At 74.3% G+C, this 14,521-nt stretch carries 15 protein-coding genes; 4 read left to right on the top strand and 11 right to left on the bottom strand.

What is annotated here, in order from left to right; translation table 11 throughout:
- Positions 1-102 precede the first annotated feature (102 nt).
- The 4 genes from coaBC to VI078_08700 form a co-directional block, all read right to left on the bottom strand.
- Complete coding sequence (gene coaBC / locus VI078_08715; GenBank protein HEY5999361.1) at positions 103-1,314, bottom strand: bifunctional phosphopantothenoylcysteine decarboxylase/phosphopantothenate--cysteine ligase CoaBC; 1,212 nt, start codon at positions 1,312-1,314, stop codon at positions 103-105.
- A 261-nt stretch (positions 1,315-1,575) separates the two neighbouring features.
- Positions 1,576-1,842, bottom strand: a complete 267-nt coding sequence (locus VI078_08710) for an extracellular matrix/biofilm biosynthesis regulator RemA family protein (protein HEY5999360.1) — start codon at positions 1,840-1,842, stop codon at positions 1,576-1,578.
- A 49-nt stretch (positions 1,843-1,891) separates the two neighbouring features.
- Entirely contained in the window at positions 1,892-2,323 is a 432-nt protein-coding gene (locus tag VI078_08705; GenBank protein ID HEY5999359.1) for a response regulator, read from the bottom strand.
- Between the two features lie 42 nt (positions 2,324-2,365).
- The gene (locus tag VI078_08700) at positions 2,366-3,241 is read right to left on the bottom strand and encodes a YicC/YloC family endoribonuclease (GenBank protein ID HEY5999358.1); all 876 of its coding nucleotides are present in this window, start codon (positions 3,239-3,241) and stop codon (positions 2,366-2,368) included.
- A 164-nt stretch (positions 3,242-3,405) separates the two neighbouring features.
- On the opposite strand from VI078_08700, the gene VI078_08695 reads away from it, so the two are divergent.
- From VI078_08695 to VI078_08685, 3 genes are read left to right on the top strand one after another with little or no spacing between them, the layout of a single operon-like run.
- Positions 3,406-5,109: an NFACT RNA binding domain-containing protein gene (locus tag VI078_08695; protein HEY5999357.1), complete on the top strand. Its 1,704-nt coding sequence runs from the start codon at positions 3,406-3,408 to the stop codon at positions 5,107-5,109.
- The gene (locus VI078_08690) at positions 5,106-6,554 is read left to right on the top strand and encodes a hypothetical protein (protein HEY5999356.1); all 1,449 of its coding nucleotides are present in this window, start codon (positions 5,106-5,108) and stop codon (positions 6,552-6,554) included. The genes VI078_08695 and VI078_08690 overlap by 4 nt, the downstream gene beginning before the upstream one ends.
- A gap of 38 nt (positions 6,555-6,592) precedes the next feature.
- Entirely contained in the window at positions 6,593-7,702 is a 1,110-nt protein-coding gene (locus VI078_08685) for a peptidase (GenBank protein ID HEY5999355.1), read from the top strand.
- Here VI078_08685 and VI078_08680 read toward each other — a convergent pair.
- The 3 genes from VI078_08680 to VI078_08670 are packed head-to-tail and all read right to left on the bottom strand — an operon-like array spanning position 7,699 to position 10,189.
- Positions 7,699-8,403, bottom strand: coding sequence for an HAD family hydrolase (locus VI078_08680; protein HEY5999354.1), 705 nt, complete (start codon positions 8,401-8,403; stop codon positions 7,699-7,701). The genes VI078_08685 and VI078_08680 overlap by 4 nt on opposite strands.
- The gene (locus tag VI078_08675) at positions 8,404-8,832 is read right to left on the bottom strand and encodes an ACT domain-containing protein (GenBank protein HEY5999353.1); all 429 of its coding nucleotides are present in this window, start codon (positions 8,830-8,832) and stop codon (positions 8,404-8,406) included.
- A 31-nt stretch (positions 8,833-8,863) separates the two neighbouring features.
- Entirely contained in the window at positions 8,864-10,189 is a 1,326-nt protein-coding gene (locus VI078_08670) for a phenylacetate--CoA ligase (protein ID HEY5999352.1), read from the bottom strand.
- 99 nt (positions 10,190-10,288) lie between these two features.
- Between VI078_08670 and VI078_08665 the strand changes: the two genes are divergently transcribed.
- Complete coding sequence (locus VI078_08665) at positions 10,289-11,065, top strand: hypothetical protein (protein ID HEY5999351.1); 777 nt, start codon at positions 10,289-10,291, stop codon at positions 11,063-11,065.
- A 380-nt stretch (positions 11,066-11,445) separates the two neighbouring features.
- On the opposite strand, the gene VI078_08660 is transcribed toward VI078_08665, so the two are convergent.
- From VI078_08660 to VI078_08645, 4 genes are all read right to left on the bottom strand, one after another.
- Positions 11,446-12,180, bottom strand: a complete 735-nt coding sequence (locus VI078_08660) for an endonuclease/exonuclease/phosphatase family protein (protein HEY5999350.1) — start codon at positions 12,178-12,180, stop codon at positions 11,446-11,448.
- A 35-nt stretch (positions 12,181-12,215) separates the two neighbouring features.
- Positions 12,216-12,710 carry a rubrerythrin family protein gene (locus VI078_08655; GenBank protein HEY5999349.1) on the bottom strand — a complete coding sequence of 165 codons (495 nt, stop codon included), beginning with the start codon at positions 12,708-12,710 and terminating at the stop codon, positions 12,216-12,218.
- Between the two features lie 43 nt (positions 12,711-12,753).
- Entirely contained in the window at positions 12,754-14,208 is a 1,455-nt protein-coding gene (locus VI078_08650; GenBank protein HEY5999348.1) for a TolC family protein, read from the bottom strand.
- A 13-nt stretch (positions 14,209-14,221) separates the two neighbouring features.
- Positions 14,222-14,521: FtsX-like permease family protein (locus VI078_08645; protein ID HEY5999347.1), on the bottom strand; the 300-nt coding region annotated here is incomplete at its 5' end.

The raw sequence follows: 14,521 nt of genomic DNA, 5'->3' as shown, positions 1-14,521 counted from the left end.
GCGCGTCGAAGCCGGGCCAGCGGCTCCCGCGGACGCGTTCGAGCTGCTCCCGCGCCTGCCGCGCCATGTCCGCGAGCTCCGCGGCGGGCCGGCGCCTCGCGCTCACGGCCCTCCGCGCCGCGCGAGAAGCGCCGCGACCTCGTCGAGGATGCGGTCGGCGACCTCGGTCTTCGGCGCGAGCGGCACGGGCACGCGGCGGCCGTCGCGGGTGAAGATCTCGACCTGGTTGGTCTCGACGTCGAAGCCGGCACCGGGGAGCGAGACGTCGTTCGCGACGACGAGATCGAGGTTCTTCTCGCGGAGCTTGCGCTGCGCGGCTTCCGCGGGATCGCCGGTCTCGGCCGCGAACCCGACGAGCAGCCGCCCGCCGCCCGCCGCGCCGAGTTCCGCCAGGATGTCGGGCGTCGGCTCCAACTCCAGGACGAGGCGCTCCCGTCCCGCCTTCTTGATCTTCCGCGCGGACGGCTCGGCCGCGCGGTAATCGGCGACCGCGGCGGCCATCACGACCACGTCTGCGCCGTCGAGGTTCGCGCGGACGGCGGCGCGCATCTCCTCGGCCGTCACGACCGGAACGGCGCGCGCCCCCGCGGGCGGGGCAAGCGCGATCGGCCCGCAGACGAGCGTCACCTCCGCGCCACGCCGCCGCGCCGCCGCGGCAATCGCCAGTCCCATCCGCCCGGAGGAGCGGTTCGAGAGATAGCGCACGGGGTCGAGCGCCTCGCGCGTCGGGCCGGCGGTGACGAGCACGCGCCGCCCCGCCAGGTCGCCGCGCGCGCCCAGCAGCTCGCGCACCCGTCGCTGGATCGTCTCGACCGCGGCGAGGCGCCCGGGGCCCGCTTCCTCGGCGGCGAGCGGGCCGCTCTCGGCGGGGACGACGAGCACGCCGCGCGACTGGAGGGTCGCGAGGTTCGCGCGGGTCGCCCCGTGGGCAAGCATGTTCGTGTTCATCGCCGGCGCGATCAGCACCGGCGCGGTCGCGGCCAGCAGCAGCGTCGTCGCCAGGTCGTCGGCGAGGCCGGCGGCCATCTTCGCGAGGATGTTCGCGGTCGCGGGCGCGACGACCACCAGCTCGGCCCCGCGGGCGAGCGCGAGGTGCTCGATCGGCAGGCCGGGGCTGAAGGCCCAGAGGTCGTCGGCGACGGGGTGCCCCGAGAGCGCCTGGAAGGTGGCGGCGCCGACGAAGCGCTTGGCGTTCGCCGTCATGACGACGGTCACGTCGGCACCGTCCTTGCGCAGCAGGCGCAGCAGCTCCACCGCCTTGTAGGCGGCGATGCCGCCGCTGACGACGAGCAGGATCCGGCGGTCCGAGAGCATGGCGCCGGAAGTATACGCGCTGGACGCCCGGGGCGCCAAGCGGCCGCCAGATCCGCGCGTACGCGCGGATCCAGCAGAGCAGCGGGCATCCCAACCAGGGAATGAGCTTGGATTCGCTCACGAAGAACGGGGCGGAAGAAACAAGAAACGCCTAAAGCGAGCGACGCGGTCTGGCCCGAGCGACAACCCACGAGGATCCAGGCCAAGTGACAGGTCTGCCCCCGCTGACCGCGCGTTTCGCGCGGATCTGGCGCGGTCGCCCTAGGCCGGCTCGGGCCGGCCCGCGGCCGGCGGGGCGAGGCGCTGCGCGATGGTCTCGCCCTGCACCGCGGACAGGATCACGTGGTTGGAATCGGTGACGAGGATCGAGCGCGTGCGCCGCCCCTGCGTCGCGTCGACGAGCCGGCCGCTCTCGCGGGCGTCCTCCTTGAGCCGGCGCGCGGGAGAGGAGCCCGGGTGGACGACGGCGACGATGCGTTCGACCACGACGACGTTGCCGAAGCCGATGTTCACGAGCGTGATGGCCACGGTCGCGTCCGCCTCTCGCGCCTCGGGGGTGCCGGTGCCCGCCTCAGCCCTAGTCCGCGTGGGGGATGATCGCGCGGATCGCCTCGGTGATCTGGTTGATCTTGAACGGCTTGTCGATCACCGCCCGCACGCCGAGCGAGCGGGCCTCCTCGATGACGGCCTTGAGGGTCTTGCCGTAGCCGGTGATCATCACGACGGCGCTCTGCGGCGCGGCCTCGCCGAGCTTGACGAACGTCTCGAGCCCGTTCATCCCCGGCATGTTCACGTCGAGGAAGATGACGTCGTAGTGCGCCTCCCGCGCCTTGCGCAGCGCCTCGTCGCCGGAGTTGGCGGTCTCCGTCCGGTACCCCTCGGCCGAGAGCAGCCGCCGCATGGCGAGCGTGAGGTTCATCTCGTCGTCGACCACCAGGACGGAGATCTCGGCGCGCTTCTTGGGCTCCGCCTGCTTCGGCGCCGCGGCCGCCTTCGGTCTTCTGGCCATCTCGTCTCCTCCTTGCATCAAGAACCCGCCGTGCCGGCGGGGCTATTCCAGGTTCTGGACCTGCTCGCGCACCTTCTCCAGCTCGAGCTTGCCGTCGATCGCCAGCTGCGCCAGCGCCCCCGTGTTCGCCTTCGCCGCGGCCGTGTTCAGCTCCCGGTGCATCTCCTGCAGCAGAAAGTCCATCCGCCGCCCCGCGGGCTCCCCCGCGGCGAGGGCCGCGCCGCACGCCTCGAGGTGCCCGCCGAGGCGCGTCAGCTCCTCGGTCACGTCGCTGCGCATCGCCAGCAGCACCGCCTCCTGTTCGATGCGCTCGGGCGCCAGCCGCTGCTGCCCGAAGAGCTCGGCCGCGCGCGCCGCGATCGTCTCCTTGAGCTGGCGCGCCACCTGCGGCGCCAGCTCCGTCATCCGGCGGTGCACCCCGCGCAGCTCCCCGAGGGAGGCGCCGATCGCCGCCTCGAGCACCGAGCCCTCGCGCCGGCGCGCTGCCTCGAGCTGCTCGCACGCGGCCTCGAACGCCGCCTGCGCGCCCGCCTCCAGCTCCGCGAGGTCGTCGGGCGGCGCCTCGAAGCGGAAGATCTCGCGGAACTGCGCCAGGGTCGCGAGGTCGAACCTGCCCTCGATCCCCAGTCGCCGCGCCGCCGCGGCCAGCCCCTCCGCGACCTGCGAGAGCAGCGTTTCGTCCACCGCGAACCGCCGGTCGCCCTCCTGGCGCTCGAGCTGGACCGTCGCGTCGACCGCCCCGCGCGCGAAGCGCTGCCGCAGGGCCGCCCGCATCGCGTTCTCGCTGGCACCGAGCTCGCGGGGAAGGCGCAGCTTGATCTCAAGGAAGCGGTGGTTGACGCTCTTGATCTCAACCCCGACGTGGTACCGCTCGCTACGGTACTCCCCGCGCCCGTAGCCAGTCATGCTCTCCGCCATGACCACCTCCGGACCGAGGTGAATCCTAGGGAGGCGGACGGGGAAAGTCAACTCGAATGTCCACGATCCGCATGCGCCTGGGTGCTCTGCCGGTCCGCGCGCCGCGCGGACGTGCGTTTGACGCGGGTCGGGGGCATGTCCTAGGATGCGGCACGACAGCAGCCATGGAAGCCATCGTCCTCAAGGCCGTGGCGCGCGAGCTGGCGCGGGATCTGCCGGCGCGCGTCCAGGCCGTCCTCCAGCCATCGCCCCGCGCGATCGTCCTGGTCCTGCGGGGCGGGGCGGAGCGCCGTTTGCTCGTCTCGACCGACCCGGACGACCCGCGGCTGCACCTCTCGTCCGCGCGGCCCGCGGCGCTCCCGGCGCCGACGGCCTTCTGCAGGCTGCTGCGCAAGCGGCTGGAGGGACGGACGCTCGCCGCGGCCGGGTGTCCCGGGATGGAGCGCGTCGTGGAGCTCGAGTTCGCCGCGGGGCGCGGCGGGGGCAGCGGTCTGCGGCTGGTCGCGGAGATCATGGGCAAGCACAGCAACCTGGTCCTGGTGGAGGCGGGGACGATCGTGGACGCCCTGCAGCACGTCGCCTTCCCCTTGAGCCGCGTGCGGACGGTGCTGCCCGGCGAGCCGTACGCGCCGCCTCCCGCCGCGGACCGGCTCGATCCCTGGGCGCTGGACCCTCAGGCGTTCTCGGCGCTCTGGCGCGAGAGCGATGGCGCCCCGAAGCTGCTGTGCCGGCGGCTCCAGGGCGTCGGCCCGGCGACGCTCGCGCTGGCGGAGGCGCGGGCCCGCGCGGCCGCCGGATTCGACGCCGACCCGGGAGCGGCGGTGCACGCGCAGCTGCTGGCCTGCCGCGCCGCGGTCGAGCGCGGCGAGATCCGGCCGGTCTCCTATCCGCTGCGGGGCGCGTTGCTCCCGCTGCCCGTCCCGGCCTGGGAGGGCGAGCCGCACGTCGAGGCGCCGACGATGAGCGCGGCGGCGGAAGCGTTCTTCGCGGAGCGCGACCGGCGCCGGGAGACGGAGCGCCGGCACATCGAGGTGGAGCGGCGGGTCCGGCGGCTGGCGGCGAAGCTCGACGCGGAGGAGGCGATGCGGCGGCGCGAAGCCGGCGCGGAAGCGGCAGCCGAGGCCGCGCTGGCGCAGGCGGCCGGGACAGCCCTGGCCTCCGGCGCCGCGGTCGTGCCGCGGGGCGCGACGCGGCTCGCGGTCACCGACCCGGTCTCGGGCGCGAACGCAGAAGTGGCTCTCGACCCTGCGCTCGACGCGCGGCGGAACGCCGCGACGCTGTTCGCCCGCGCGCGCAAGATCCGCCGCCGCGCGGAGCTCGCGGCCCGGAAACTCCCGGCGATCGCCGCGCGCCGCCTGCAGCTCGAGGAGCAGCTGGCCGCGGGCGATCTGCCGGCGCAGGACGGCGGGCGGAGCGCATCGGGCGCGACGAGGCCGGCGGGCGCCGCCGGTGTCAAGTCGATCCCGGGCATCAGGGAGTACCGCGGCGCCGGGGGCTGGCGTATCCTAGTCGGCAAGAGCGGCGCGGGGAACGACCGGCTCACGGGCAAGGTCGCCGCGCCGGAGGACTACTGGTTTCATGTCCGCGACTTCCCGGGGGCGCACGTCGTCCTCAAGGGGGCCGGCGGCGAGCCCCCCGCGGAGGCCATCGCGGCCGCGGGGGCGATCGCGGCCTGGCACAGCGGCGCGAGGGGGCAGGGCATGGTGGACGTGGCGTACACGCGACGCAGGAACGTGCGCAAGGTCAGGGGCGGGCCGCCGGGCACGGTCACCCTCGGCGAGTCCGCCACCGTCCGCGTGCGTCCCGGTGTCCCCGCCGGCTTCCGTGAGCTCGCGGCGGCCGAGGGGTCCGCGGGGACGGCCGGATGAGGCGGCCGGGCCTGGTCTACGTCGCCGGCCTGCTCCTCGCCGCCGCGGCGGTCTTTCTCGCGACCTACTTCTTCGGGCGCAAGGCCTCGCTCGAGAACGAGCTCGAGCGCCTCACGGCGCGCCGGCCATCGGCGACGCCCGGGAAGACCGCCGGGATCCCTTCGCTGCAGCAGCGGGAGGCGCCGCCGGTCGAGCAGAAGGCGGAGAAGGCCGAGGAAGGGGTGCCGCTGGGCGAGGGCGTCGTGGCGCTGCGCTCGGCGCTCGAGTCCCCGGGCCTCGTCGTCGTCGCCGACCTGCCGGCACTGGCGGCCGGCCCCGGCGGTGCTCCACCGGGCAGCGGGCAGCCCGTGCTGCGCGCCGGCCTGGATGCGTTCCTCGCTAGGCCGCCGGCGGGGCTCTGGGTCGGCGTGCGCGCGCTGGCGGGGGCCGAGGGGGAGTGCGGCGGAACCGACCAGGTCAGGCCGCCCGGGCCCTGGGGCCACGGCGAGCTGGTCGCGGCGCTGGATGCGGCCGCCGGCCTCGGCCGCGGGCCGCGCAACCCCGCGAAGGCGGCCGAGGCCGCGATGGGCGACCTCGCCGAGGCCGCCGGGGAGCACGCCGTGGTCATCCTCGCGGGAGACGCCGAGGGGTGCCCCGCCGATCTCTGCGGCTCGAACCCCCCGCCCGGGGGCGGCGCGGCACGCATCCACCTCGTACTGCTGGCGCGCCCGCCCGAGCCGGGTGCGCAGCCCGACATGCCCGAGGCCGGGACCGCCGGGGCGCCCGCGCCGGTGTTCGATCCGTCGTGGGGAGGCCCGTACCGCTGCCTGGCCGAGCGCACGGGTGGGACGGTCTCGACGGCTTCGTCCCCGGCGGAGCTCGAAGGGGCGCTGCGGCGCATCGCGGCGGACATGGAGTCCGCGATCGTGGTGCGCGCTATTCACGGCACGGGCCAGGAGGTCCGCGGGATCTCCCCCGGCGGGGACGCGGGCTGGGGCGTGGTGCTGCGTCCGGGCGGCAGCGAGAGCGCCCAGGAGGCGGGACGGCTGGCCGAGCTCTTCCCGGCCTCGTTTGCGCTCCCCGGGGGAGTCTACGTCGTCAAGGCCCGCTACGCCGGGCAGGAGAAGACCGCCGCGGTCGCGGTGGCGCCCGGGGAGCGCGTCGAGGTCCGCGTCACGTTCCCGACCGGCGAGCTGTTCGTGCAGGCGCTCGACGCCTCCGGCCAGGAGATCGCCGGGGACAGCGCCGGTTTCGGTTGCGCCTGGGGGACGGAGGTGCTGCAGGGAGAGCCGGAGGAACAGACCGTCGTCGCGCGCTCCTGCAGCCTTCCGTCGCGCTTCGAGCTCTCGCCGGGCGTCTACCGCGCGCGGGTGCGCTGGAAGGGGCAGGAACGGTCGGTCGACGAGGCCGCGGTCGAGGGGGGCGCGAGCACGGTGCGCGCCGTCTCCTTCGGCACGGGCGACTGAGGGCTTCGCCGCACCCGCGGCGCGCGAGGGGGGGGACGATGCGGTATCGCGAGGGGCTGCTCAAGCTGTTCCGGGAGAACATCCGCCTGAAGAAGTCGGAGCGGGTGCTCGTGTTCGCCGACCTGCCCGACGCGGCGAACCCGGGCTGGGTGCGCCAGCATCGCTGCGCGCGCGAGGCCGCCGAACTGGCGGCGGAGCTCGCCGGCGAGGCGACGCTGGTGGAGTACGCGCCGACCGGCACGCACGGGGCCGAGCCGCCCGCCGGCCTCTGGGCCCAGTTCTTCGGCGAGGAGGCGGTCCGCGCGCTGGAGCGCTCCGGCGTGCTCGCGCGCATCCTCGCCAAGAGGGCGAGCGCGCGCGACCTGGCCGCGGCCGCGCGGGTGCTCCGCAAGGGCGCGGCCGTGGCGCCGCAGGTCGTGGTCGGGCTCTCGCGCTACTCGACGACGCACACGCGCTTCCGCAGCTTCGCGACATCGCTGGCGAAGGCGCGCTACGCGAGCATGCCGATCTTCGATCCCCTGATGTTCGCCGGGCCGATGGCCGTGGACTGGAAGGATGTCGCGCGCAGGACGGCGGCGTGCGCCGCGGTGCTCAACGGGGCGCGGCGCGCAATCGTGCGCGGCGCCAACGGCACCTACCTGCGGATGGACCTCGGCGGACGGGTCTGCCACCCCGACGACGGGCTCCTGCACGTGCCGGGGAAGTACGGCAACCTGCCGGCGGGCGAGGCGTTCCTCGCGCCGCTGGAGGGGACGACGCAGGGCGTGCTGATCGCCGAGTGGTCGCAGACCGACCGGCTCAAGAAGCCGATGGCGCTCTGGGTGCGGGACGGACTGCTCCACGAGGTCGAGGGGGAGGGGCCGGCAGCCGAACTGCTGCGCCGGAAGGTGCGCGAGAGCGCCCTCAACGCGAACGTCGCGGAGCTGGGCGTCGGCACCAACCCCGGGGCGAAGCGGCCGGACAACATCCTCGAGTCCGAGAAGATCCTCGGCACGGTCCACGTCGCGTTCGGCGACAACCACGGCTTCGGCGGGAAGGTCGCGACGCCGTTCCACCAGGACTACGTGGTCTTCAAGGCCTCCCTGGCCGCGGAGCTGCCCGGCGGCCGCACGAAGGAGATCCTCCGCGACGGCCGCTGGGTGCTCTAGAGAGAACGGGAGAGCTGGACGAGGGTGCCGCTCTCGTCCGCGAGCGGCGCCGCGCGCGGCTTCTGCCCGCGGCGCAGCGCCAGCCAGGTGGCGATGCCGACGCGACGCGCGGACATGTCCATCACCGGGTCGTCGCCGACCATGAGGCATTCTTCGGGCCGCAGGTCCGTCAGCTCGAGCACCTGCGCGAAATAGCCGGCGTGCGGCTTGGTCCAGCGCATGAGCTCGGCGGCCGTGACGAGGCTGAACGGGACGTCCTCGAGCCCCGCCCAGCGGATGCGCGCGCGGATCGCGGCGTCGAAGAAGACCGGGTTCGTCGCCAGCACCAGCTGCAGCCCGAGCTTGAGCGCACGATCCACGAGCCGCCGCGCTGCGGGGGCCGGGCGCGTCAGGCGCCGCAGCTGCTCGAAGTCCCCGCCGTAGAAGTCCTCGAACACGGCGCGGACCTGGCCGGGCGTCAGGCCGACCGCGGGGGCGAAGGCCTCGAGGAAGACCACGTCGACGGTGCGGGCGCCGTCGGTGGCGCGTGCCATGGCCCGGGCGGCCTCGCCCAGGGCGCGCGCGATGGCATCGGCTTCGCGGGGCCCGCCGAAGCGGGCGGCCGCCAGCGGGAAGAAGGCCTCGAGGAAGCTGCGCATCTCGACGTCGAGGAGCGTGCCGTCGAGATCCAGCAGCAGGGCTCGGTACCGCGGAGCGCGCATCTAGAGCGTGTAGATCTCCTCGTCGGAGAGGGTGCGGATGCCGCGCTCGCGCAGGACGCCGATCGCCTCGGGGATCTTCTCGACCTCGACGACGAGCACCGCGCGCCGCTTGTCCTCGACGACGAAGCCGTACGCGTCCTCGATGTTGATCCCCGCGGCGCTCAGCGCGGCCGTCGCCTCGTGCAGGCCGCCGGGGCGGTCGTCCATGACGATCGCGACGATCTCGCGCTTGAAGACCGGGACCCCGCCGGCCGCGAGCGCGGCGTAGGCCTTGCCGGGGTCGTCGACGAGCAGCTTGATGACGCCGAAGGCCTCCGCGGTGGCGATCGTGATCGCCCGGATGTTGACGCCCGCCTCGCCGAGGACGCGCGAGACGCGCTCGAGGCGCCCGGGCCGGTTCTCGGCGAAGATCGCGATCTGGTGCGCCATGGCTCCCTCCCGTTGTCCGCCGTCCGCGCCGCTACTTCTCGCGCAGGTCCTGCACGCGCACGGCCTTGCCCTCGCCGCGCGGCAGGCTGCCGTGCTCGAGCAACTCGACGCGCGCGCTGACCAGGATCTCGTTGCGCAGCTCGTCCGCGATGCGCTTGCGCAGCGCCTCGAGGGCGTGCAGGTCGCCGCGGAAGGCGTCGGCCTTCAGCTCGGCGCGCACCGCGAACTGGTCGAGATGGTTGACCGTCGCGAGCACGATCAGGTACTCGCTGCCGATCTCGGCGAAGCGCATGAGCACGCGCTCGACCTGGACGGGGTAGATGTTGACCCCCTTGACGATGAGCATGTCGTCGGTGCGCCCCGTGATCCTCTCGATGCGCCGGTGCGTGCGGCCGCAGGGGCAGGCTTCCGCGCGCAGCGTCGTCAGGTCGCGCGTGCGGTAGCGCACGAGCGGCATCCCCTCGCGCGTCAGGTTCGTCAGCACGAGCTCGCCGCGCGTGCCGTCCGGGACGGGGCGCCCGGTCGCCGGGTCCACGACCTCGGCGAGGTAGGCGTCCTCCCAGAGGTGCAGCCCGTCCTGCTCGGGGCACTCGAAGGCGACCCCGGGGCCGTTGAGCTCGGAGAGGCCGTAGCAGTTGTAGGCGCGCAGCCCGAAGAGCTCCTCGATGCGCCGGCGCGCCGCCTCGGAGTGCGGCTCGGCGCCGAGGACCGCCGCGCGCAGGCCGAGGGCGTGCGGGTCGACGCCGGCCTCGCGGAACGCGTCGATCAGCCGCAGCGCGTACGAGGGGATGATGTGCAGCACGGTGGTGCCGAAGTCCTGCATGAGCGCGATCTGCCGGCGGCTGTTGCCGGCCCCCGCGGGGATGGTCAGCGCCCCGAGGCGCTCCGCGCCGTAGTGCAGCCCGAGGCCGCCGGTGAAGAGCCCGTAGCCCATCATGTTCTGGAAGACGTCGCCGGGTCGCACGCCGATCATCCAGAGCGAGCGCGCGAGCAGGTCGGTCCAGGCGGCGAGGTCGCGGCGGGTGTGGAAGACCGCCGTCGGGCGGCCCGTCGTCCCCGAGGACGAGTGCAGGCGCACGAGGCGGTCGCGCCGCACCGTGAGGAAGCCGTACGGGAAGTTCGCGTCGGAGCGCAGGTCGTCCTTGACCGTGAACGGCAGCTCCGGGAGTTGGGCGAGCGAGGAGATGCCCCGCGGGTCGACGCCCTGCGCCTTGAAGACGCGGCGGTAGTGGGGGGCGCGCGCAGCGCGCGCGAGCGTCGCGCGCAGCCGCTCGAGCTGCAGGCGCTCGAGGCCCGCCCGGTCGAGCGCCTCGAGCGCGGGAGCCCAGTACGGCGAGGACTTTTTCGGCGCGGTCATGGCCGGCGGATTTTACGTTCCCGGCCGTGCGGATGTCAAAGCCGCGCGCTGCCGCTGTGCTATCGTGCGGCGCGGGGCGAGGGGCGCGAGGGAGGGCCTATGGGCGAGAAGGGAGGGGCCGGCCCGCCGGCGCCGGCGGACCTGGCGGCGGACCTCTGCCGGTGCCTCGCGGGCATCGTCGACCCCGAGCAGCGCGCGCGCGCCCTCGGGGGGCGGCTGGCGGCGCACGCCCCCGACCTCATCGCGGCGGCGCTCGGCGAGATCATCGCGGCGGCCGACCGGCACGAGCCCGGCGCGGACCTGCTCGTCAAGGCGATGATCACGCCGGGCCTGCGCATCGCCTGGGACGAGGGCCTCGCGATCCGGGTGCTCGCGCACGCGCGCCGCGCCGGGCGCTACGATCTGGCCGGGATGTTCCTGGACCTGCCGCCGCTCGACGAGCGGCTCGCGCCGCCGGCCCCCGCGCTGCCGAAGGCCCTGGCCAAGGTCCCGCTCGGCGTGCGCCGCTCGCTGGCGCGCCGCAACGACATCGGGCTCATCGAGCGGCTGCTCGGCGACCCTGACCCCGCCGTCGTGGCGAACCTGCTCAACAACCCGCGCATCACCGAGGTCGAGGTCGTGCGGATGGCCGCCCGCTCGCCGGTGCGCGAGGAGGTGCTCACGGCGATCGCCCGCCACGCGCGCTGGGGCGTGCGTGATCGGGTGCGCGTGGCGCTCGCCCACAACCCGGGGACGCCCACGGCCATCGTGCTCGCGCTGCTGCACCTGCTGCTCGACCAGCAGCTGCGGGAGATCGCGGCGGACGCGCGGCTCTCGCAGGTCGTCACCGCCCGCGCCGCGACGCTCCTCGCCGAGCGCCGCGCCGAGCGCCGATAAGGGGCCACCTGCGGCGTCGCACTCCTCCCGCCTCCCTGCGGCGGCCACCAGGCCGCCTCAGTCGCCGGATCGTCGCGCTCCTTGCATCTGACCCCTTCTCGGCGCCCGGCGGACGCTGCAATGAGACAAGGGAATTCCGTCTGCTGGTCGCCCAGCGAAGCAAGGGCAACGATGTGGGTCGCCCAGCGGAGCGAGGGCAACGGTTCCGCACGGTCCCTGGCATGGTCAGTCCACGGGAGGGCGCCCGAGTCGGGGGGAGCGGATTTTCGTGTCCTGGCAAGGCAGCGCCGAGCGTGCGCGGAGGCGGGCTGGTGCCCGCCGCACAAGCAACGCGAGAAGCAACGCCGCCAGGGCGCGAAAAGCCCTCCCCGCGACCCGGGCTACACCAGTTCCAGCTCCGCGTACAGCGGCAGGTGGTCGGAGGCGAAGCGCGCCGTGCGCAGGTGCGAGCGGTAGAGGTGGCGCACCCGCAGCGGGCCGCGGGCGTAGACGGCGTCGAGGGCCCGCACCGGCGCCCAGGCCGGGAATGTCCGCACCGGGCGCTCCGGCACCTGGAAGCCGGCGGGCTCGAAGAAGAAGCGGGCGAGCCGGCCCCAGACGTCGTTGAAGTCCCCGCCGACGATCACCGGCGCGTGCACGCCGAGGCCGGCGAAGGGGTGGTCGGCGAAGAAGCGGCCGAGCTGCCACTTGCGCTCGAAGCCCGAAAGGCCGAGGTGCAGGTTGAAGACGTGCACCGCGCGCGGGCGCCCGCCGTGGGCGCCGTGCACCTGCAGGGCCGCGTAGAGGGCGCTGCGGTGCTTCTTGGCGGGAAAGGTCAGGTCGACGTTGCGCGCGGCGGCGATCGGGTGGCGGCTGAGCACCGCGTTGCCGTAGCTCCCGCCGCCGCGCACGCGCACGTTGGGGAAGAACGCCCGGTGCGACATGCCGAGGGCCTTCGCGAAGAGGTCCACCTGGCGGTCGTGCCGGGAGCGCTGCGCCCCGTCGTCGACCTCCTGCAGGAGGACGACGTCCGGGGCGTAGTGCCCGAGCACGTCGACGATCCGCTCCGGCCGGTACCGCCGGTCCAGGCCGCCGATGCCCTTGTGGATGTTCCAGCTCAGCAGCCGCAGCCGCACGCTGGACCCCGCCGGGGCGGGGCGGGCGACGGTCCTCAATCGACCTTGGTGAAGGCCTGGCGGCGCGCCCCGCAGACCGGGCAGACCTCGGGCGCCTCGTTCTCCGCGGTGTGGCCGCAGACCTCGCAGACCCAGTAGGCGGTGTCCGCGTTCCTGCCCAGGTTGTCGAGCGCCTTCTGGTAGAGCTCGGCGTGGGTCTTCTCGACGGCGTTGGCGTGGCGGAAGGAGGCCAGCGCGGGCGCCTTCCCCTCGGCCTCCGCGTCGGCGATCATCGCCGGGTACATCTTCTGGAACTCGTGGGTCTCCCCGCCGATCGCCTCGCGCAGGTTCGTCGCCGTGTCCTTGATGCCGCCGAGCACGCGCAGGTGCGCGTGGGCGTGGACGGTCTCGGCGTACGCGGCGGCGCGGAAGAGCCGCGCGACGGCGGGGTGCCCCTCCTTGTCGGCCTGCTTCGCGAACGCGAGGTACGTGCGGTTGGCCTGCGACTCGCCCGCGAAGGCGTCCTTGAGATCCTGCTCGGTCTTGCCCATGTGCGTCCCTCCGTCGTGGTGTGAAGCGTTTATTATGCCACCTTCAGCGGCCCGCGGTTGCGATGCCTCTGCGCTCGAGCAACGACCCCTCGAGCCGGTAGAGGTCGACCTGGGCCTTGAGGCAGCCGGCCACCGCGGTCTCGGCGTCGATCGCCGCCTGGAGCAGGTCGCGCTGGGCCTGCGCCACGAGGAAGGCCGTGGACTTGCCGACGCGGAACTTCTCGGTCTCCGCGCGCAGCTTCTCCTCCTGCAGCCGCCGCGTCGCCTCGGTCGCCGCGACCTGCTCGCGCAGCCGCGCGAGCTCGATCCAGGCGCCCCGGACGTCGACCTCCACGAGCTGGGCGAGGTTCGCGATCGACTCCGCGGCCTGGTCGCGCGAGAGCGCGGCGCGGCGGTCGGCGGCGCGGGCAGCGCGGTTCTCCCAGGGGAAGCTCAGGGTCAGGCCGGCCTTGACGTCGTAGCCGTGGCCGCCGGGGTCGACGCTGTCGAGGAAGGAGGAGGCGTAGCCGGTCTTGCCGAGGCCGATGAAGAGGTCCAGCTTCGGCAGCAGCCCGTTGCGGGTCCTCACGACCTCGAGCTCGCCGCGCTCGAGCTGGAGGCGCGCCTGCGCGAGATCGGGCCGCAGGCGCTCGGCGAGCGCCACGTGGGCCTCGACGGTGTCCGGGTCCGCGGGCGGCAGCGCGGGCAGGTCGGTGAGGACCAGCTCGCGGGTCAGCGTGTCCGGTCCCGGCGGGTTGACCAGGCGCAGCAGGTTCAGCCGCGTCGTGGCGAGGAGGCTGCGGGCGTTGATCAGGTTCTCCCGGCGCAGCGCGACTTCCGCCTCGGCGGCGGCCTGCTCGATCTCGGCGAGCCGCCCGACCGCGATCCGCTCCCTGACCTCGGCGAGCTGGTCCTCGGCGATGCGCAGCGAGCGCTCCACGATCTGGATGCCGCTCCCGGCGAGCAGGTAGTTCCAGCAGGCCTGCTCGACCTGCGCGACGAGGCTCTCGGTCACCCCGCGCAGCTCCTGCGCGGACAGGGCGGTGTCGACGCGGGCCTGGCGCACCGCCGCCAGGTTCACGTCGCTGCCGAACCCTTGCAGGAGCGCCTGGGTGACGCTCATCCCGAAACGGGTCTGGAAGGAGTCCGGCGGCGAGGTGCGCTGGGCGTCGATGCTGGCGCCGAGGGTCGTGCCCCAGGGGAGCAGCTTCGACACGGCGAAGCCGAGCGACTGGCTGTCCCCCCTGGCGAAGACCGTGGAGCTGCCCGCGGGCGCCTCGTCCCAGGCGCCTGCCAGCGAGCCGCTGAGCGCGGTGTCGAACGGAGCCAGCGCCGACTCTTCGCCGGTCCGGGCGATCGCGGGGGCAAACCGCTCCACGGCGAGCGCGCGGTTGTTCGCGAGGCTCGCGAGGACCGCCTCCGACACCGAGAGCGTGAGCGGCGCGCCCGCCGGGGCGTCGGCGGCGGACGCGGCGCCGGGGAACAGCAGCAGGCAACCGGCGATGACGACTCTTCTCATGGCAGCTCTCCCGTTATTCGTGACGCAGGGCTTCGATGGGGTCGAGGCGCGCGGCGCGCCAGGCGGGGTAGAAGCCGAAGAAGATGCCGACCCCGCCGGCGACGCCGATGGCGAGCACCGCGCTCGAGACCTCCACGTTGGTCTTGAGGGGGCCGAACTGCGGCACCAGCCAGGCCGCGAGCAGCCCGACGCCGAGGCCGAGGAGCCCGCCGAGGCTGCTGATGATCACCGACTCGATGAGGAACTGGAAGAGGACGTGCCGCTCGCGCGCCCCGATCGCCTTGCGGATGCCGATCTCGCGCGTGCGCTCGGT

The organism is bacterium (genome assembly GCA_036524115.1).
Taxonomy (GTDB): domain Bacteria; phylum JAUVQV01; class JAUVQV01; order JAUVQV01; family DATDCY01; genus DATDCY01.
Note: the sequence above shows the minus strand (reverse complement) of the source record. Positions and strands in the feature narration are given on the sequence as shown.